The 18775-nt window shown below is 70.2% G+C and carries 16 protein-coding genes; 8 read left to right on the plus strand and 8 right to left on the minus strand.

The genetic code is table 11. From position 1 onward, the window contains the following. Positions 1-25: 25 nt before the first annotated feature. Positions 26-2335, minus strand: coding sequence for a protein kinase domain-containing protein (locus tag TR33_RS27365; protein ID WP_042280851.1), 2310 nt, complete (start codon positions 2333-2335; stop codon positions 26-28). 150 nt (positions 2336-2485) lie between these two features. Between TR33_RS27365 and TR33_RS00810 the strand changes: the two genes are divergently transcribed. The 3 genes from TR33_RS00810 (at position 2486) to TR33_RS00820 (ending at position 8329) form a co-directional block, all read left to right on the plus strand. After that, complete coding sequence (locus TR33_RS00810; protein WP_017533936.1) at positions 2486-4117, plus strand: serine/threonine-protein kinase; 1632 nt, start codon at positions 2486-2488, stop codon at positions 4115-4117. 155 nt (positions 4118-4272) lie between these two features. Continuing rightward, positions 4273-4947, plus strand: a complete 675-nt coding sequence (locus TR33_RS00815) for a uracil-DNA glycosylase (protein WP_042280853.1) — start codon at positions 4273-4275, stop codon at positions 4945-4947. A 124-nt stretch (positions 4948-5071) separates the two neighbouring features. After that, a complete protein-coding gene (locus tag TR33_RS00820) occupies positions 5072-8329 on the plus strand; it encodes an NACHT domain-containing protein (protein ID WP_042280854.1) in 3258 nt (1085 codons plus the stop codon). An 18-nt stretch (positions 8330-8347) separates the two neighbouring features. Here the strand turns inward: TR33_RS00820 and TR33_RS00825 are convergent, their stop codons facing one another. After that, entirely contained in the window at positions 8348-9145 is a 798-nt protein-coding gene (locus TR33_RS00825) for an SIR2 family NAD-dependent protein deacylase (protein ID WP_014912037.1), read from the minus strand. Between the two features lie 124 nt (positions 9146-9269). On the opposite strand from TR33_RS00825, the gene TR33_RS00830 reads away from it, so the two are divergent. Continuing rightward, the gene (locus TR33_RS00830; RefSeq protein WP_014909998.1) at positions 9270-10199 is read left to right on the plus strand and encodes a sulfotransferase family protein; all 930 of its coding nucleotides are present in this window, start codon (positions 9270-9272) and stop codon (positions 10197-10199) included. Between the two features lie 9 nt (positions 10200-10208). On the opposite strand, the gene TR33_RS00835 is transcribed toward TR33_RS00830, so the two are convergent. Then, positions 10209-10796: a TetR/AcrR family transcriptional regulator gene (locus tag TR33_RS00835; protein WP_017533938.1), complete on the minus strand. Its 588-nt coding sequence runs from the start codon at positions 10794-10796 to the stop codon at positions 10209-10211. Between the two features lie 68 nt (positions 10797-10864). Here TR33_RS00835 and TR33_RS00840 point away from each other — a divergent pair, with 68 nt between their 5' ends. After that, positions 10865-11872, plus strand: coding sequence for a DMT family transporter (locus TR33_RS00840; RefSeq protein ID WP_042280856.1), 1008 nt, complete (start codon positions 10865-10867; stop codon positions 11870-11872). On the opposite strand, the gene TR33_RS00845 is transcribed toward TR33_RS00840, so the two are convergent. Beyond that, positions 11838-12344, minus strand: a complete 507-nt coding sequence (locus TR33_RS00845; RefSeq protein ID WP_042280858.1) for a RidA family protein — start codon at positions 12342-12344, stop codon at positions 11838-11840. The genes TR33_RS00840 and TR33_RS00845 overlap by 35 nt on opposite strands. Before the next feature lie 80 nt (positions 12345-12424). Here TR33_RS00845 and TR33_RS00850 point away from each other — a divergent pair, with 80 nt between their 5' ends. Continuing rightward, the gene (locus tag TR33_RS00850; RefSeq protein ID WP_187294478.1) at positions 12425-12580 is read left to right on the plus strand and encodes a hypothetical protein; all 156 of its coding nucleotides are present in this window, start codon (positions 12425-12427) and stop codon (positions 12578-12580) included. A gap of 25 nt (positions 12581-12605) precedes the next feature. Here the strand turns inward: TR33_RS00850 and TR33_RS00855 are convergent, their stop codons facing one another. Next, on the minus strand, positions 12606-13430 hold the full coding sequence (locus TR33_RS00855; RefSeq protein ID WP_042280861.1) for an aldo/keto reductase: 825 nt from the start codon (positions 13428-13430) through the stop codon (positions 12606-12608). A 409-nt stretch (positions 13431-13839) separates the two neighbouring features. On the opposite strand from TR33_RS00855, the gene TR33_RS00860 reads away from it, so the two are divergent. Then, positions 13840-14436: a Dps family protein gene (locus TR33_RS00860; RefSeq protein WP_014908543.1), complete on the plus strand. Its 597-nt coding sequence runs from the start codon at positions 13840-13842 to the stop codon at positions 14434-14436. Between the two features lie 225 nt (positions 14437-14661). Continuing rightward, positions 14662-15822 carry an iron-containing alcohol dehydrogenase gene (locus TR33_RS00865; protein WP_042281265.1) on the plus strand — a complete coding sequence of 387 codons (1161 nt, stop codon included), beginning with the start codon at positions 14662-14664 and terminating at the stop codon, positions 15820-15822. A 145-nt stretch (positions 15823-15967) separates the two neighbouring features. Here TR33_RS00865 and TR33_RS00870 read toward each other — a convergent pair whose 3' ends face one another. From TR33_RS00870 to TR33_RS00880, 3 genes are read right to left on the minus strand one after another with little or no spacing between them, the layout of a single operon-like run. Further along, the gene (locus tag TR33_RS00870) at positions 15968-16840 is read right to left on the minus strand and encodes an ABC transporter permease (protein WP_042280864.1); all 873 of its coding nucleotides are present in this window, start codon (positions 16838-16840) and stop codon (positions 15968-15970) included. Next, positions 16833-17603: an ABC transporter ATP-binding protein gene (locus TR33_RS00875; RefSeq protein WP_014913368.1), complete on the minus strand. Its 771-nt coding sequence runs from the start codon at positions 17601-17603 to the stop codon at positions 16833-16835. Before TR33_RS00875 ends, TR33_RS00870 begins: the two co-directional genes overlap by 8 nt. 7 nt (positions 17604-17610) lie before the next feature. Continuing rightward, positions 17611-18669, minus strand: a complete 1059-nt coding sequence (locus TR33_RS00880; protein ID WP_199806085.1) for an ABC transporter substrate-binding protein — start codon at positions 18667-18669, stop codon at positions 17611-17613. Between the last annotated feature and the right edge of the window lie 106 nt (positions 18670-18775).

Here is an 18775-nt window from a genome sequence, read left to right on the forward strand (position 1 = left end):
TCGCCGCTCCTCGGAGGGGCTCCGATCAGTCCTTGGTGAGGACGGGGTCGGCCCAGACCGGGTAGACCCCCGTGCCGTCGCTCTCGACCTCGACCCGCAGGCGCAGGGCGTTCTCGACGGAGACCTCGATCTCCTTCACCTCGCCCAGGCGCAGCGTCTCGGTGACCTTCTGCTCTCCGTCGACGAGCACGAGGAACGTGGTCGTCGCCGAGGAGCTGGAGTTGTCCTCCACGCCGATGGTGGCGGTGAAGGTGTTCCAGTCCCGGCCGAGGTTGTAGTCCATCCACCCCGAGCACCGGGAGTCGTAGGTCTTGCAGAACCCGGAGATCAGAGCACGGTTGTAGGCCTGACCGTCGATGTCGGCGCGTCCGGTCTCGGGCCGCCAGTAGTCGTTGTTCGACTGGTCGACGGCCTCCATCTGGGTGAGCAGGGTCTCGCCGCCGCTCGGAGCCCCGGAGGACCCGCTCTCGGGCTCGTCCGAGGGTTCCTTCTCGGGCTTCTCAGAAGGATCGGGCTGCGCCTGCGCCTCGTTCTCGGGGCTCTCCGAGGGCTCCTCCCGCGCGTCCGCCTCGACCGTCCGTCCGCCTTCGTCGGAGAACAGGGGCAGGACGCGGTCGATGAACAGGTAGGTGCCACCGCCTCCGACGATCATGAACACGACGGCGAAGATCGCCAGACCGATCATCATGGGCTTGCGCGACCTGCGCTTGGGCTTCTCCGCCGCCGGCTCGGGCCGGGGCGGCACCGGGCCGGAACCGTTGTACCCCTGGGGAGCACCGCCCTGGACGGGTCCGCTGTGGACCGGAGCGCTGTGACCGGGGGCGCCGTGAGCCGGGGTGTTCCGGTAGGAGCCGGGGCCCGTCGCCCTCGACCAGGGGCCGGAAGGACCCGGGACCGGACCGCCGGGCGGGGGGTTCTGCGGCCCAGACGGGGGCCCGTACCCCGCCCTCGCTCCTGCGGGCGGCCCCGACCTCGGCGGACGGGAGGGCGGCGGCCCCTGCCTGGAGGCTGAGGAGACGCCCATGGGCGGGGTGGCGGGGGTCGGCACCGGGGCCTCCGAGGAGGGGCCGGGTTCGGGGAGGGGGCGCGGAGCCGGGGGCCGAGGCTCCTGCACGGGCCTGCCGCGCATCCCGCCGACCGGGCGTTTGGACATCGGCTCCTCCGCGTCGGAGGCGTCCTCGCCCGTCCCGGGAGCGGCCCCACCCGGTGCGTCGTCCACCTCCGGTCCGGCCGCGGCCACGTCCTGGGCGCCGGTGTCGGTCGGCGCGGGGCCGGAGAAGCGCGGTCCCCTGGGCTGCGCCCCCTCGGGGGTGTCGACGGATGTGCTCCCGCCCGGGAACACCGCGGCCGCCGCGAGGGCCTCTCCCGGCTCGGGAAGGGCGTCGTCGTCGAGACCGTCCTCCCCGGGCTCCGGAGCGGCACCCGGATCGGCGACCGGACCCGTCCAAGGCGCCGAGGTGGCCAGGGAGCGCAGGATCCTGACCCACGCCGAGGATTCGGGGCGTTCCGAGGGCTCGATGGAGAACATGCTCATGACGAGCTCCCGCTGCCCCTCCTCCGCCTCGGCGAGCAGCGGCAGGGCACCGAACCGTTCACGCAACTGTTCGGGGGCGGGCGGCGGATCCTCACCCGTCAGGGCGAAGTAGGCGATCGCGCCGAAGGCGTAGCGGTCGGTGGCGGCGGAGTACTCGCCGGTGAAGATCTCCGGGGCGGCGTAGCCCGGGGTGAACCAGGGGCGCGCGGTCATGTGCCGGGCCGCGATCCGGCTCAGGCCGAAGTCCACCAGGGTGGCCTGGCCCTCCTCGCTGACCATGATGTTGCCCGGCGACAGGTCGCCGTGGACCACCACCCGCTTGGACGGGGTGGCCCGTCCCGAGTGCAGCAGGTCCAGGACCTGGGCGACCTGCTCCAGGAACCGCAGGACCCGACGCTGCCCGGCGACCCCCTCGACCGGGTTCTCCGCCCGCCAGTCCCGCAGGTCCAGGCCCTCGACGTAGTTCATCACCAGGTACAGGGCCCGGTCGTTCAGCTCGGCCGCGCCGTCGGCCGGGTGCTCGGGCGCTCCTTCGAAGTGCTCCCGTACCCCGACCACGCCCAGGCGGTTGATGAAGCGCAGCAGTTCGGCCTGTTCGGCCCAGCGGGCGCTGAGGTCGGCGAACTTCTCGTCGTCCGCGGTGAGGTCGGGGTGGAGCGCCTTCACCACCACGGGTTCGGTCTGCCCGGCCAGCGTGACCTCGGCCAGGTAGAGCGTGGCCTCACCACCACGTCCCACCGACCTGACCAGGCGGTACTTGTCCGGTTGGGTATCCGGGCCAACGTAGAGACTCGGGCTCACGACTCTGACACTCGATTCCACAAGGGGGTTTGCGGGGTCACGGGCGCCGACGGGCGCAGAGAACACACTAACGCCGGCCGCTGTACGCTTACGCCCCGTACTCCCCGGCCCCGATAACGGTCGGGGCTGGTCCGACCACAGGGGGCACGCGTGCCGGAGGAAAGGGTCCTGGGCGGTCGCTACCGCCTGCTGTCCAAGCTCGGCGCGGGCGGCATGGGCCAGGTCTGGCGCGCGGTGGACGAACTGTTGGACCGTCCCGTGGCGGTCAAACTGATCCGACCGGCGCGGGTGGGATCGACCGAGATCACGGCCCGGTTCCGGCGCGAGGCCAGGCTGACCGCCCGCCTGGCCGGCCATCCCAACGTGGTGATCCTGCACGACTTCGGCCACGACCCCGACGGCGGGGACGTGGTGTTCGCCGTGATGGAGCTGGTCCAGGGCCGGCCGCTCTCGGCGGTGATCAAGGAGAACGGACCGCTGCCCCTGGGCCGGGCCGCCGCCCTGGTCTCCCAGGCCGCCTCCGGCCTGGGCGCCGCGCACGCCTCGGGGATCGTGCACAGGGACGTCAAGCCGGGGAACCTCATGGTGGTGGAGGAGGAGCTCGGCGAGGACACCCTGAAGATCCTGGACTTCGGGATCGCCGCCCTCACCGCGGCCAACCAGAACGACCGCATCACCCGGACCGGCCAGGTGATCGGCACTCCGCTGTACATGTCCCCTGAGCAGGTCCGGGGCGGCCGGGTCGACCACGCCGGCGACCTGTACTCCCTGGGCGCCATCCTGTACCAGCTGTTGACCGGCGAACCCCCGTTCCGGGGAGATCGGCCGTTGAAGGTGCTGCGCATGCACCTGCACGACGTTCCGAGGCCGGCGGCGGCGCTGCGTCCGGAGATCCCGACCTCGCTGTCCGAGCTGGTCGCGCAGATGTTGGCCAAACGGCCCGAGGACCGCCCCTCCAGTGCCGAGGAGGTCCGCGACCGCTTGTCCCCCTATCTTCCGCACCGGCCCACGCCGACCGCCCCGGTGCCCCGGCTGACGCCGACGCTCCCCTACACCCAGGAGGACGCCAAGGATCGGAACACCGACGCCCACCCGATCCGGCTCATGGAGCTGGTGGAGGCCGCACGGGAACGCGCCGACGCGGGCGAGTACCGGGCCGCCGCGGAGGAGCTGCGTACGTTGTTGCCGCTGTTGCGCGCCTCCTTCGGGCCCGATCATCCGGACACTCTGCGCGCCCGGCGTCGCGAGGCCTACGCGACGGGCAAGAGCGGCGACCACTCGCGCGCGGTCGCCGGTTTCAGCACCCTGTTGACCGACCTGAACCGGGTGTACGGACCGCGCCATCCCGAGACCCTGGCCGCCCGCTACTACCTGGCGACCAACGCGGGCCGCGCCGGCGACCACGCTCTGGCGGCGCGCACCCACGGGGAACTCGTGCCGGACCTGATCGTCGTCGGCGGCCCCGATTCCACCAAGGTGCTGACCACCCGCCTGTACCTGGGATTCGAGGTCGGCGAGTCCGGGGATCCGGCCCGCGCCGTGGAGCTGCTGTCCGCACTGGTCCCCGATCTGACCCGGCTGCGCGGGGCGGACGCCGCGGTCACCCTGCGGGCCCGGCACTACCAGGCCGCCTACCTGGGCCACAGTGGGCGCCCGCAGGAGGCCGTCCGGCACTACGAGGCGCTGCTCGCCGATCACATCAGGCTGCACGGCGAGGAGGCGTCCAGCACACAGGGCATCCGTTCCCATCTGGAACGCTGGCGCTCGCACATGGACCCCTGACCCCGACCGTCCGCGTCCGCCCAGGTGAGGGCGGTCCGCGGCCGGTAGCCAGACCCTTCCGACGGGGACGCACCGCCGGAAACGGCCTCCCCACGGGGATCCCCGATCGTCCGAAGGGGACGCCGTTGTCGTCGCCTGGTACTAATGTTCTGGCCATGGCAACACGGGACCTCACTGAGATCATGGACAGCGGCTGGGCGAAGGCGTTGGAGCCGGTCGCCCCACAGATCGCCGCTATGGGCGACTTCCTCCGCCAGGAGGTCGCCGAAGGACGCACCTATCTGCCCGCGGGCGACAACGTCCTGCGCGCCTTCCAGCAGCCCTTCGACCAGGTGCGCGTGCTCATCATGGGGCAGGACCCCTACCCCACCCCCGGCAACGCGGTCGGGCTGAGCTTCTCGGTGGCCCCGGACGTGCGTCTGCCCGCGAGCCTGCGCAACATCTACAAGGAGATGGGCGAGGACCTGGGCACCACGATGCCCTCCAACGGCGACCTCACCCCCTGGACCGAGCAGGGCGTGCTGCTGCTCAACAGGGTCCTGACCGTCGCCCCCGGCAAGGCCGGTTCGCACCGGGGCAAGGGCTGGGAGGCCATCACCGAGCAGGCCATCCGGGCGTTGGCCGAGCGCGGCGGGCCGCTCGTGGCGATCCTGTGGGGACGCGACGCCCGCAACCTGCGTCCGATGATGCCCGGTGTCCCGTGCGTGGAGTCGGCCCACCCGAGCCCGCTCTCGGCCCGTAACGGCTTCTTCGGCTCCCGGCCGTTCAGCAGGACCAACGAGCTGTTGGTCGAACAGGGCGCCGCACCGGTGAACTGGCAGCTCCCCTAGGCACTCTCATCCTCAAGGGGCCTCTTCGGCCCCACCCTCGAACCCCGACCAGCCCACGGACTCGGTACCTCCCCCGGTACCGGGTCCGCCGCGTTCCACCCCCCGAACCCGGAAAGGCCCCGTCATGGCCAAGCGACTCCGCTACGAAGACGCGCTGCGCATCCTCGGAGAGAACGACTCCGAGGTCCTGGACCTGGCCGAGAAGGTCGCCGACGGAGGCCTGGGCCTGGTGGGCGTGCCCGACCTGTTCGGGCTCCGCGGTGCCCTGGTCGGCAAGGGCCGCAAGGCGTTGGAGGGGATGCGCGGCAAGCTCAAGGGGGAGAGTCGGCTCTCCCGCACCGAGAAGATCGAGGCGGCCTACCAGGTCCTGGTGATCATCTCCTTCTTCGAGGCCGCGGCGGAGGCCTTCGAGGAAGTCGGGATGCCCTTCGGCCTGGACGACCTGAAGATCACCGCCGAGGAGCAGTACACACTGCTGGACCGGCATCTGATCTCGGTTTCCAGCACTGTCCCCGTATCTCCCCTTATGCGACCAGAGCATCGAACGAGCATCGGCCGGCGAGCTCTTCGCCCCGCTTCCTTTGACGCCTTCATCAGGTTCGTCTGCGGTCTCGAGATCGCCGAACGCCACGGCATCACCGAGAGTCGTGCACTGATGGTGAAGCTGGCCGGGCCGTTGGAACAGCGAATGTCCGAACGGTTCGAGGAGAACCTGCTCCGCTTGGGCGCCGAGATCCCCGAGTTCGGGATGTGGCTGTCCAGGGACGAGCACGCGCGGACCCGTCGAGAGATCGGTACCGGCCTGTCCGACCTGCACGCACAACTGGCCCGGATCGGTTCGGAGCGTTCGGTTCCCCGTCGACGTCGAGAGCTCTCCGCCGCCTACCAGGCGGTCCTGGAGCGGCCCGTCCTGCGCTCGGACGACGCCCCACCGGGGCTGCGTCTGCCCTCGCTCCGGGAGGCCTACATCCCACCGCGGGGGCGGCTCGCCATTGCCGATGGGGAGGGCGCCCTCGCACACGACGACTGGTGGCGGGTCTGGCCCGTCCAGGACGATCTCCAGTCCCTGGTGGCCGCCCTCATCACCCATCCTCGTTCCACCGAGTCCCCCCTGGTCATCCTGGGGCATCCGGGGGCGGGCAAGTCCAAGTTCACCGAGATGCTCGCCGCGCAGCTCCCGCAGGAGGACTTCCTGCCGATCCGGGTGGAGTTGCGCTCGGTCGGCCCCAACGCCCCCCTGCACGTCCAGATCGAGGAGGGGCTGCGCGCCGATCTGCACACCTCCGTCTCCTGGCGGGATCTGGCCGACGACGCCGACGGGGCGCTGCCGGTGATCATCCTGGACGGGTTCGACGAGCTCCTCCAGGCCTCCGGGGTGGACCGCTCCGACTACCTGGAGCGGGTGCAGGAGTTCCAGCAACAGCAGGAGGCCCTCGGTCAGCCGGTGGTCGTCATCGTCACCAGCCGCACCCTGGTGGCCGGCCGGACCCGCTTCCCCGCGGGTACCAAGGTGATTCGGCTGGAGCCCTTCGACGAGGCCCAGGTCGAGCGGATGCTCGACCTGTGGAACCGGACCAACGAGGCGGCCTTCGCCGAACGCGGTCTGAGCCCCCTCGAAGCCGGAACGGTGCTGCGCTATCGCGATCTGGCCGAACAGCCGCTGCTCCTGCTGATGCTGTTGATCTACGACGCCCACGACAACGCCTTGCTCCGGGCCTCGGAGCACATCTCCCACGGGGAGCTGTACGAACGCCTGCTGCGGATGTTCGCCTCCCGCGAGGTGACCAAGCACCACTCCCGGCTCGGTGGCCGGGCCCGGGAGCAGGCCGTGGAGGACGAGCTGCGCCGGCTGGAGGTCGTCGCGATGGCCATGTTCGCCCGGGGTCGGCAGAGCGTGCGCGCCGAGGAGCTGGACCGGGACCTGGCCGTGCTGATGCCCGAGGCCGCCGAACGCCCCGAGCACACCGACCTGCACGGGGAGATCGCCCCCGCCCACCAGGTGCTGGGCCGGTTCTTCTTCGTGCACGAAGACCGTGCCCGCACCGCGGACGGGACGAGCAGCGCCTTCGAGTTCCTGCACGCCACCTTCGGCGAGTACCTGGTGGCGCGCATGGTCATCACCGCTCTGGAGGAGCTGGCCGAGGACCGTCGGCACGCCTCACGCCGCCGGGGCAGGTCCGCCCCGCTGGACGACGGCGAGCTCTACGCCCTGTCCTCCTTCGCCGCCTTCGCGGGGCGGGACAAGGTGGTCTCCTTCCTGGAGGAGCGGCTGGAGCTTCGTGTGTCCGAGGACCCCGAACTCGGCCACGACCTGCGCGAGCTGCTCTTGGACCTCTTCCGTGAGGCACCTTTCCCCGCGCCCAACCGATCCTTCCTCGACTACGAACCCCAACGGCTGTCCCTGTCCACGAGGGAGGCCTGCTACACGGCCAATCTGCTCACCCTGGCGATCCTGCTCGCGGAGGAACCGATCCCGTTCCGGGAGCTCTATCCCGAATCCACCGACCCCTGGCACGCCTGGCGGAGGACCGTGTCGCTCTGGCGTTCGCTGCCCACCTCGCAATGGTTCGGCATCCTGGACACGGCGCGCGTACGCCATCTGGGCTTCTGGGAGAACGAGAACCCCGTGACGGTGCTCGACCGGGAGCGGGGCGGGCCGGTCAACCTGGGCGAGTGCACCGGCTTCGAGCTCCGCGGCGACGTCGACGCCGCCCCCGGGATCGAGAACCCCTACGAGGTCGAGATCCCCACCGGCACGGTGGCGGCGCGGCTGTTGCGGTCGACCGCGCTGCGCGCCAACGGCACCGCCTCCCGGCTGGCCCTGATCCTCTCCCCGTACCTGAGGCACGTCTCCGACGATCTGGGCACCTGGTACGTGGACCGGGACGAGGACGGGGAGAGGTCCTGGATCCTGGCCCACGACATCCTCAGGCTCCGGTTGGAGCCCCTCGACACCCTCACTGAGGAACAGGTCGACGAACGGCTCTCCTGTTATCGGCGCCTGCTCAAGGAGAAGGTTCGGGAACAGGTCGTACTGGACCCGAGTGTCGAGAAACGGCGCGTGGTGGACAACGCCACCCTCACCGTCCTACGGCAGGCCTACGAGGATCTGCGGTCCTGGCCCTCCCACGCGGACATGAGGTGCAGGAGCGAGCTGGTCTCCCTGACGCAACGGACGGTGCGCGCCTTGTCGAGGTCCGCGTTCCCCTCACCCGAGATCGGTGAGTCCTTCGCCCGGCTGCGTCACGAGATCCTCACCTTCCTCGGTGAGGACGCCGATGACGCCGAGTTCCGGCGTCCCTCCGTTCCGGACTCCGATCCCTCCGTGCCCTTCCGGTATCCGTCTCTTCCGGAATCGCCGTTCGGGTCGGCCGGTCCCTGAGGGGCCTGTCCGCCCGGGTCAGCGGTCGAGGATCCGGGCGACCAGGGCGGGCACGACCTCGCCGATGGGGTCGTGCAGGACCGCCCCGGCGTAGTCGTCGTAGGGCGTGGGCTCGGCGTTGACGATGACCAGCGGGGCCCGCGCCATCATGGCGACGTCGCACAGCCCGGCCACGGGGTGGACGGTCAGGGAGGTGCCGATGGCGACGAAGACGTCGCACTCGCGGGCGGCCCGGGCGGCGCGTTCGATGACCTCGGGGTCCAGGCGCTGGCCGAAGGAGATGGTGTCCGACTTCTGGATGCCCCCGCAGGACACGCAGCGGGGGTCGGACTCGTCGTCGAGTCGGTCGAGCACGACGGCGCTGGGGGTGCGCAGCCCGCACGACATGCACATGACCCGCAGCATGGTGCCGTGGACCTCGATGACCTCGTCCTCGGGGACCCCGGCGCGCTGGTGCAGACCGTCGATGTTCTGGGTGATGAGGGCGTGCAGGCGGCCCGAGCCGGCCAGTTCGGCCAGGGCGCGGTGGGCGGCGTTGGGTTCGGCCTCCCAGACCCGGTGGGCGCGGCGGGCCAGCCAGACCTCGCGACGGACGTCGATGTCGCCCATGTAACTGTCGATGTCCGACATCGCCTGCGCGCCCGGGTCGGTGGTCCACAGCCCCTGGGGCCCTCGGTAGTCGGGGATGCCGGAGTCGGTGGACACGCCCGCGCCGGTCAGGACGGTGATGCGCCGCGCGGACGCCAACAGTTCGGCGGCGTGCTCGAACCCCTCGGGGTCGGTGAAGGGCACGGTGTCGTCGGTCTTCGAGGCCATACCTCATTGTTACAGCGACGTCGGGACCGCTTCTCACGGCCCGCCCGCGAGCTGCGAACCGGATGCTCCCGGATACCCGTAACCTCGGGGAACGTGTGGGGCATGGCACCACAACGACCGGCCAATGCACGCGAGTGGTGCGAAGGGTGCGAAAATCGACGGAATCATGAAGCAGCAGCCGTCCTACATCCTCGTGGTCAACGGGACCAAGGTGCAGCGCCCCGTCTTCGTTCTGGGCGCTCCCCACTCCGGGGTCCCGGTGATCGCCCGCGCCCTGTCCCGCGCGCCAGGTTTCCATCTGGGCGCGGGTTCCCCGGGGGTGCTCAACACCGTCTACGCCGTGGCCAGGCGCCCCTCACTGGCCTCGGAGAAGGTCGCCGGAACGGCGAGTCTGTTCCGCGAGGCCTACGCCGAGACCTGGCATCTGACCCCCCTGACCTGTCCGAGGTGTCCGGGTCCGGGGGCCCGGATCCCGGCCAACGCCTCCGCCGAGCCGTGCGAGCACAGCGCCGAGGCCGTCCGCTACGGCGACGCCAGCCCCGACCTCCTCTACTCCGCGAGCGCGCTGCACGCGGCCTTCCCCGACGCCCTGTTCGTCCAGGTCATCCGGGACGGCCGGGACGTCGTCGCGGACATGATGGAGGACGAGCGATCGCTGGCCTGGCTCAAGCCCAGCTTCATGAAGCTGGAGCACGAGTTCCCCAACCACTTCTTCGGCCTGGACGAGGAGGCCGACCTGGAGCGCTTCACGGACGGCTCGACCGCGACCAAGTGCGCGATGCGCTGGCGGGGCGCGGTACGCATGTCGGCGCGGTTGCGTCGGGAGCTGGGCCCCGAGCAGCTGCTGACCCTGCGGTACGAGGACGTGCACGGCGGAGAGGTGAAGGCCGCCGGCGAGCTGCGCAGGTTCACCGGGGCCCGGGTCTCGGCCAGCGAGCTGCTGACCGAACGGGCCTGGGGTGTGGGCTCCTGGCGGGAGCGGCTGTCCCGGAGCGACCACGGCGACGTGCACGAGGTGGCCCGTAACGAACTCTCCCGCCTGGGTTACCGGTAGGTCGGGAACCTAGGCGTCCACGCCGTGCGCGCGGAGCAGGGCTCCGGCCGCGTTCCGAGCGGTGGCCGCGGCGTCGGCGATCCCGGTGACGTTGCGACCGACCACGGCCCCCTCGTGGAGCATGGCGAGGGTGTCGCCCAGGGCCCCGGGGTCGGTGGCCCCGGTCTCCGCCGCCAGCTCCCGGTACAGCTCGCGGAGACGGACCTTCTGTTCCTCGGCCACGGTCCGGCCGGGGTGCTCGGGGTCGGAGAGTTCGGCGTAGGCGTTGACCATGGCGCAGCCGCGTTCGTTCTCCCGGTCCATCCACTCCCCCAACGCGTCGAAGGTGGCGAGGATCCGGGCCACGGGGTCCTCGTGCGCCTCCACCCGTGAGGTGAGGAAATCGTTCCAGCGTTCGTCGCGGCCGCGCAGGTAGGCCACCACGAGACGCTGTTTGGAGCCGAAGCGGTCGTAGATGGTCTTCTTGGTGACCCCGGCCTCCTCGGCCACCAGTTCCATACCGACCGTGTTGATGCCCCGGGTGTAGAAGAGCTCCGAGGCCACCGCCAGGACCCTGCGGGCGGCGGGGGTGAGCGGGTTCCGTTCGGTGGTGCGCATATCGACTCCCTCGTTGGAACGGACGACTACATTGTGAGTATACCGACCGGTGTGTTTACCTCGGCGGCATGGAACCCATCGACACCGCGCGCCGCGTTCCGCGCCGCCTCCGCGACCCGCTCGCCCCTCTTCTGGCCGTGGGATTGGTGGTGATGTGGAGCTCGGGTTTCGTCGGCGCCGAGCTCGGAACCCGGCACGCCCCCACGACCACGCTGCTGGCCTGGCGCTTCCTCGTCGTGGCCGCGCTCCTCGTCGCCTGGTGCCTGTGGCGGGGTGTTCGAATGGACCGCCGTGACCTGGCCCTGCACGGGACGGTGGGGCTACTCGCCCAGGCCGGCTACCTGTACGGCGTGGTGGCCGCCGCCGAGCACGGGGTCTCCGCCGGGACCAGTGCCCTGGTCGCGGCCCTGCAACCGATGGTGGCCACCGCCCTGGCCGTGCCCCTCTTGGGCGAAGCGGTCCGACGACGTCAGGCCGTGGGGCTGGTCGTGGGCCTGGGCGGGGTGGCCCTGGTGGTGGGGTCCGACCTGGTCGGCGCGGGCGCGGCCCCCTGGTGGGCGTACCTGTTGCCGCTGGGGGCGATGCTCTCCCTGGTCGCCGCCACCCTGACGGAACGGCGGACCCGGCCCGGCGGTGGTCTGTTCGAGGCCTTGGCGGTGCAGTGCTCGGTGAGCGCGGTGCTGTTCGTCGGCCTGGCGACGGTCACCGGCACCCTCGCCCCTCCGGCGGATCCGGGCTTCTGGGGCGCGGTGGCCTGGGTGGTGGTGCTGTCGACCCTGGGCGGCTACGGGCTGTACTGGATCAACCTGGCGCGCAGCGGCGTCGCCCGCGTGTCGGCGCTGCTCTATCTCACCCCTCCCACCACGATGCTGTGGACCTGGCTGATGTTCGGCGATCCGGTGAGCGCGGGCACCCTGGCGGGGTCGGGCGTGTGCCTGGCCGCGGTGTGGCTGGTCCGCTCGGGTCACCCCGGTCGCACACGCGACGCGGCCGCCGGGGAGTCCCGGCGGCCGCGTGACGAAGGAACCTCGGTGGAGTCTCTCAGTCCCGATCCCGATCGGAGGCCTCTCCGGTGAAGGTGGCGTCGACCTCCTCCACCGACTCTCGTGACGCCTCCTCCGGTGCCTCTTCGATGTAGACGTCCGGGACGACGGCGAGGCATTCCAGCTCGACCTGGGCGCCCGAGGTCAGCAGTTCGGTGACCCCCACGACCGACATCGGCGGGTAGTAGCGGCCCATATGGCGCCGGTAGATCGACCCCAGGGTGTTGAGGTTGATCCGGTAGACGCCGATGGAGGTCGTGTACACGCGCATGCTCACCACGTGCGTCGGTTCGGCCTTGGCCGCCCGCAGCGCCTCCACCATGTTGGCCAGTGCCTGGTCGAACTGTTGGACCAAGGAGTCACCGGTGAGCACACCGTCCATACGGCGCGAGGTCTGGCCTCCTATGTACACCGTGCGCCCGGGGGTGACCACGAGCGCGTGCGAGTAACCGATGGGGTCGGAGAGACTGAGCGGATTGACGATCTCATGCGGAGTGCGGTCCATCAGCGGCCCTTCCCTGTCGATGGGCGCTCACCTCGGTGCCCCTGGAGGGGGATCATCAGGTGTGCGGCTACGATGAGCGCATGTTCTCTTTCGTGCTGTCCGTCCTGGCCCTGACCGTCGTGGTCGGGATCTTCCTCTCGATCTTCATCGGCGGCGCGGTGTACGTCGCCCGTACCCGCCGCAACGGCACCGAGGCCATGCTCACCGGCGCCCGTAGGTTCCGCGAGCTCCGCTAGCCTCTGACCTCCGTGCCGTCCCGGCTCACTCGTCGAAGGTGTCGGGATCGGGCCCGAAGCGGTGCCCCTCGTCGAGTCCGTCGATCCGGCCCATCTCCTCGTCCGAGAGCTCGAAGTCGAAGATCTCGAAGTTGGTCCGGATGCGCTCCGGGGTCACCGACTTGGGGATGGCCACGTTGCCGAGTTGCATGTGCCAGCGCAGTATGACCTGTGCCGGGGTCTTCTCGTGCTCCTCGGCGATCTCGACGATCACGTCCTCGTCCAGGAGTCGCCCCTGCCCCAAGGGGCTCCACGCCTCGGTCACGATGTTGTGCGCGGCGTCGAACTCGCGCATGTCCTTCTGCGCGAGTCGGGGATGCATCTCGATCTGGTTGACCATGGGGGCGATCCCGCCCTCCTCCATGACCCGCTCCAGATGCGTGGGCTGGAAGTTGCAGACACCGATGGCGCGTGCGCGTCCTTCGGCGTACAGGCGTTCCAGCGCCTTCCAGGTGGAGACGTACAGATCGCGCCGGGGCAGCGGCCAGTGCACGAGGTAGAGGTCGATGACCTCCAGGCCGAGCCGTTCCAGTGAGGCGTCGAAGGCGCGCAGGGTCGAGTCGTAACCCTGATCGGGGTTGGCGAGCTTGCTGGTGACGAACATGTCGCCGCGTTCCAGCCCCGAACGGCGCAGGGCCTCGCCCACCCCCTTCTCGTTGCCGTAGGCGGCCGCGGTGTCGATGCTGCGGTAGCCGGCGGCGAACGCCTCCAGGACGACCTCGGTCACGGACTCCTCGGGCACCTTCCACACGCCGAAGCCCAGTTGCGGCATCCGGAGCCCGTTGTTCAGTGTGATGTCGGGAACCGTCATCGTCCTCTTCCCCCGCCGGACCCGACCGGCCCGTCGCTTTCGTCTCGTCTTCCCCCTGGTGCGGCCTTGGTGACCGCTGTGCGCATACTGCCATGTCGGAGCGGGTCCGGACTTGAGGCTGCGCCGCTGTTGTGCGGGCTTTTCACCCTGTTGACCCTCATCGACCATCGACCTCGGCCTCCCCGCGCTCCGGCGGAAAGGGCTCTCCCCCACCCCTCACGCACCTCTGTTCGCTCTGGGCGAACACCCTTCCTTCGAGTGCGGCCCTCGCCCCGCGTTCCGCCTCCAGGGCAAAGCCTTGCCCCGGTATGGGGTGGGTTTTCTCTTGCGACAACGGTCGGTGTTCGAGACTGACAGGCGGAGCACCTTGGCGCCCGCTCCACGCCGATCTCAGAGGGGGAATCCAGCCGTGACGACCGCCGATCAGCGCGCGAAGCAGACTCCGAAGCCCCGCAGCAGCCAGCCGTGGCTCCACCAGAGGGGTGAGGAGATCCAGCAGTTCGGGACGGTACGCCAGTTCCCGATCGGTCTGTCCTACGACGCGCGGATGTACTCGTGTCAGCGGCTCAACCAGGTGCTGTGCGACACCCGTATCCTGCACGACCTCTACAAGAAGCACCACTGGCTGATGCGCGGCCAGACCTTCTACCAGCTGCATCTGCTCATGGACAAGCACGCCGACGAGCAGCTCGCCCTCATCGACACGATCGCCGAACGCGTCCAGACGCTGGGCGGTGTCGCGGTGGGCGACCCCAGACACGTCGCGGAGATCACCGCCATCCCGAGGCCGCCCAACGGTGTCGAGGAGGTCCCGGCGATGCTCTCCCGTCTGCTGGAGGCGCACGAGACCATCCTGGAGGACAGCCACGACGCCGCGGCCCGCGTCCAGGAGATGGGCGACGACGGCACCAACGACGTCCTGGTCTCGGACGTGATCCGGACCAACGAGCTGGAGGCCTGGTTCGTGGCCGAGCACCTGGTGGACACGCCGCTGGTGCGCAGCTGAATCGAACCCGTCGAGGGGCCGGTCGCCGTGCGGCGGCCGGCCCCTCGGCCGTCCACCTCCATCACGGTCCGGAACCGGACAGGATCCGGAGGTGTCAGGGCCGACGAGGGGGTACGTAGACGATCACCGAGCGTGCCGTTCGAGGTCCCCGGTCCCGGCGGCCGCCCCCTCCGAACGTCCCGGACGGGGACCGGTACCGAACTCCCGACCCCCGGAGGTATCGACGTGACCGCTTCCATCGCCCTGCCCCGCGTGATGCGCGTGGGTGCCGGGGCCTCGGCCGAACTGGCCGAGGTCCTGAAGTCCTTCGACCTGTCCCGCCCCCTCGTCGTGACCGACCCCTTCGTCGCCGAGCAGCCCTTCTTCCACGGCATCCTGCGAGAGCTACGCGATTCGGGGCTCTCCCCCGGAGTCTTCTCCGAGACCGTGCCCGACCCCACCACGGAGGTGGTGGAGCACGGGGTGCGCGTATTGCGGGAGGGCGACTTCGACTGTCTGGTGGGTGTGGGCGGAGGCAGCCCCATCGACACCGCCAAGGCCATCGCCCTGGTGGGAGCGCACGGAGGCCGGATGCGCGACTACAAGGCCCCCGTGGTCACCGACGCCCCCGCTCTACCGGTGGTGGCGGTTCCGACCACGGCCGGCAGCGGGTCGGAGTCGACCCGCTACAGCATCATCATCGACACGGAGACGGACGAGAAGATGCTGTGCGCGGGCGCCGCCCTGCTCCCGCGCGCGGCGTTGGTGGACTTCGAACTCACCCTGGGCATGCCGCCCAGGTTGACCGCCGATACGGGGATCGACGCCCTCACCCACGCGATCGAGGCGTACGTGAGCAGGCGGGCCAACCCGATCTCGGACGGCCTGGCCCGCGAGGCGATGCGCCTCCTCTTCGCCCACCTGCGATCGGCCTACGCCGACCCGGACGACCGGGTGGCCAGGGAGGCCGTCATGGCCGGCGCCACCCAGGCGGGGTTGGCCTTCTCCAACTCCAGCGTCGCCCTGGTCCACGGGATGAGCAGGCCGATCGGCGCCCGGTTCAAGGTGGCGCACGGGCTGTCCAACGCCATGCTCCTGCCGGCGGTCACCGAGTTCTCGGTGCCCTCCGCCCCCGAGCGCTACGCCGACTGCGCCCGGGCGATGGGGATGGCGGCTCACGACAGTGGTGTCGGCGAGGCCACCAGGGCCCTGGTGTGGGAGCTGCGACTGCTCAACGAGGAGTTGGACGTGCCCACCCCGTACGGGTACGGGATCGACGCCGACGAATGGTGGGAGGCGGCCCCGACGATGGCGGAACAGGCCTTGGCCTCGGGCTCTCCGGGGAACAACCCCCGGGTGCCCACCGCCGAGGAGATCGTGCGTCTGTACCAGGTCGTCTACGGCTAGATCGGGCACCGCGAGGCCCTCCACCGACGCGTCCGTGTCGGTGGAGGGCCTCGTGTCGTCAGGGGCGGCCCACCGGCAGCGACGGCCTCGGCCGGACATGGGAACGGGGTCGTGGCCCCTGCGCCGCGGCCCCGTCACCCCTCTTCTAGCGGGTGATGCCCCACCTGCGGCGCAGGGAGCGGTCGGCCCAGTTGAAGAACACGTCGATCACGATGCCGATCGCCAACACGATGATGATGTAGCTGAGAAGCCGCTCGGCGTCGTTGAGCTGGCGCGCCTGGCTCAACGCCCAACCGATCGAGTTCTGCTGATTGATGATGACCAGCAGCTCACCGGCCATCAGGGAACGCCAGGCGAACGCCCAGCCCTGTTTGAGTCCGGTGACGAACATCGGCAGCGCCGCCGGGATGATCAGCAGGCGGTAGCGCTGCACTCCGCGCAGCCCCATCACCTGGCCGGCCCGCAACAGCGACGGGGAGACGTAGTCGATCCCCGAGGTCAGACCGCCCGCGATCGAGGGGGCCGCGCCCAGGACGATCACGAACATGATGGCCGACTCGCTGATGCCGTACAGCAGCATCGCGAACGGGAACCACACGATCGACGGCATGGTCTGTAGGCCGGTGATCAACGACCCGATGGCCACCCGCAGCGGTTTGAACTGCGAGACCGCCAACCCGATGATCACGCCCACCGCCAGGGCCAGGGCGAAGCCGATGAAGGCCCGCCGCATGGTGACCCGCACGGCCTCCCAGAACTCGGGGGTGGTGATCTCGTGGAAGAGCGTGGGCAGGACCCGGTCCGGCCCGGGGAAGACCCATTCGGAGCGCCAGCCGCTCCACACCACGGCCTGCCAGGCCAGGAGCACCAGGGCCACGGCCGCGAGCTTGGGCCAGGTGGCCGCCCAGATCCCCCGCGCCACCTCGGCCGGGCCGCGCTCGGCGGTACCGCGCCGGGGCTGGAGTTCGAGGGCGTCCAGGCCTTGGACGGCGCTGTCCTTCGTCGACGTCTCAGGCATGACGGGAGACCTCCTCGCGGAGTCGGTCGGTGATGGTGGCGGCCTGCTCCGCGATCTGAACCGAGTCGATGCGGCGCGGACGCTCGCCCTCCACCTCGAACTCGGCGATGACCCGGCCGGGTCGACTGGACAGCAGGACCACCCTGTCGCCCAGACGCACCGCCTCGCGCACGTTGTGGGTGACGAACATGACGGTCAGCGACCGCTCCCGCCAGATCCGCTCCAGCTCGTCGTGGAGGATGTCGCGGGTCATGGCGTCCAGGGCGCCGAAGGGCTCGTCCATGAGCAGGACGTCGGCGTCCTGGGCCAAGGCCCGGGCCAGGGCGACCCGCTGACGCATGCCGCCGGAGAGCTCGTGGGGGCGCTTGCGTTCGAAACCGGTCAGGCGCACCAGGTCCAGGAGTTCGGCCACACGACGCGCACGTTCGGCCCTGGGCACCTTGTTGACCTTCATGGGGACCTCGATGTTGGCTCCCACGGTGAGCCAGGGGAAGAGCGCGGCCTCCTGGAACATCATGGCGACCCGGTGGTCGCCGACCTCCACGCTGCCGCCGGTGGGCTGTTCCAGCCCGGCCACGAGCGAGAGGAGGGTGCTCTTGCCGCATCCGGAGGCGCCCAGGATGGCGAGGAACTCGCCGGTGCGGATCTCGATGGACATGCCGTCGATGGCGGTGACGGCACCCGCGCCGCGTCCGAACACCTTGGTGATGTCGTCGATCCGCACGGCGTTGGTGCCGGTGGGGCTCTCGGTGATGGTGCTCATGGTGCCCTTACCCTTCCAACCCGACGACCGGCTCGCGTCCGGCCTCGGCCAGGACGTCGTTGAGCGGGTCGAGTGCGTAGATTCCGGTGAGGTCGACGGGGTCCAGAAGACCGATCGCCTCCGCCTGCTCGGCCTGGGTGAGCAGTGAGGGGACGATGGGGTCGACGGTGAACGCGACGTTGTCGAAGGCCGTGGCGGTGATCTCGGGGTCGAGCGTGCCGCCGGTGAGGTCCTCCAGGTGGAGACGGGTGGTCTCGGCCGCCTCCTCCGGAGCGTCGTCGATGCGGTCGACGGATTCGACATGGCCGCGCAGCAGGTCCGCCACGGTCTCGGGGTTGTTCTCCAGGTAGTCGGCGTTGACCACGAGGAGGGTGGTGACGTACATGCCGTCCGTCTCCTCCCACAGGTCGGGCTCGTCGATGAGCAGGTGGGCGTCGTCCTGGGCGAGGATCCGGCTCAGGTGCGGTTCGGGGATCCAGGCCCCGTCGATCTCGCCGAGTTCGAAGGCGTCGACGGTGTCGGGGTTGTCCTGGGGGATGATCGACAGGTCGCCCCCACCGGCGGTATCGACCTCCCACCCCTGTTCCCGGGCGAACCAGCGCAACGCCACGTCCTGGGTGCCTCCGAGCATCGGGGTGGAGAAGGTGTGGCCGGGCAGATCGTCGATGGTCTCGATGTCGTCCCGGACCACGAGTCCGCTCCCCTGGGCGGCGGCACCGGCGATGATGTGCAGGGCCTCCCCTCCGGACTGGGACCAGCCGTTGACGGCCGGGTTGGGACCGAGGAAGGCCGCGTCGATCTCCCCGGAGAAGAGCGCGTTGACCGCGTCGGGACCGTTGTGGAAGGTCCTGGTGTCGAAGTCGACGTCTCCGAGGGCCTCTTCGTAGAGGCCGTCCTCGACACCGATCAGCGCCGGCGCGTGGGTGATGTTCGGGAAGTAGCCGAGGGTGAGGGAGGAGCCGTCGGCGTCCGCCCCGTTCCCCTCTCCCGCGCAGCCGGTGGCGGCCAGGCTCAGAGCCAGGACGGCGGCCACGATGGTTCTCGGCGGGGGTGGGGAGACACGCATGTCAGGGGTCCTTATCGGGGGTGTCTGTGGTGGGACGGGAAAACTCTACTTAAGAAGTAGGTTTTGTGGAAGCACCGCCACGACAATTCCCCACTGAAAAGGTCCG

Origin of the sequence: Nocardiopsis alba (assembly GCF_000710955.1) — a bacterium.
GTDB lineage: Bacteria > Actinomycetota > Actinomycetes > Streptosporangiales > Streptosporangiaceae > Nocardiopsis > Nocardiopsis alba.

Bases quoted from the DNA above. Each gene is read 5' to 3' on its own strand.
- TR33_RS00815 (WP_042280853.1), top strand. From the start codon at position 4,273: ATGGCAACACGGGACCTCACTGAGATCATGGACAGCGGCTGGGCGAAG.
- TR33_RS00820 (WP_042280854.1), top strand. From the start codon at position 5,072: ATGGCCAAGCGACTCCGCTACGAAGACGCGCTGCGCATCCTCGGAGAG.
- TR33_RS00825 (WP_014912037.1), bottom strand. From the start codon at position 9,145: ATGGCCTCGAAGACCGACGACACCGTGCCCTTCACCGACCCCGAGGGG.
- TR33_RS00830 (WP_014909998.1), top strand. From the start codon at position 9,270: ATGCACGCGAGTGGTGCGAAGGGTGCGAAAATCGACGGAATCATGAAG.
- TR33_RS00835 (WP_017533938.1), bottom strand. From the start codon at position 10,796: ATGCGCACCACCGAACGGAACCCGCTCACCCCCGCCGCCCGCAGGGTC.
- TR33_RS00840 (WP_042280856.1), top strand. From the start codon at position 10,865: ATGGAACCCATCGACACCGCGCGCCGCGTTCCGCGCCGCCTCCGCGAC.
- TR33_RS00845 (WP_042280858.1), bottom strand. From the start codon at position 12,344: ATGGACCGCACTCCGCATGAGATCGTCAATCCGCTCAGTCTCTCCGAC.
- TR33_RS00850 (WP_187294478.1), top strand. From the start codon at position 12,425: ATGTTCTCTTTCGTGCTGTCCGTCCTGGCCCTGACCGTCGTGGTCGGG.
- TR33_RS00855 (WP_042280861.1), bottom strand. From the start codon at position 13,430: ATGACGGTTCCCGACATCACACTGAACAACGGGCTCCGGATGCCGCAA.
- TR33_RS00870 (WP_042280864.1), bottom strand. From the start codon at position 16,840: ATGCCTGAGACGTCGACGAAGGACAGCGCCGTCCAAGGCCTGGACGCC.
- TR33_RS00875 (WP_014913368.1), bottom strand. From the start codon at position 17,603: ATGAGCACCATCACCGAGAGCCCCACCGGCACCAACGCCGTGCGGATC.
- TR33_RS00880 (WP_199806085.1), bottom strand. From the start codon at position 18,669: ATGCGTGTCTCCCCACCCCCGCCGAGAACCATCGTGGCCGCCGTCCTG.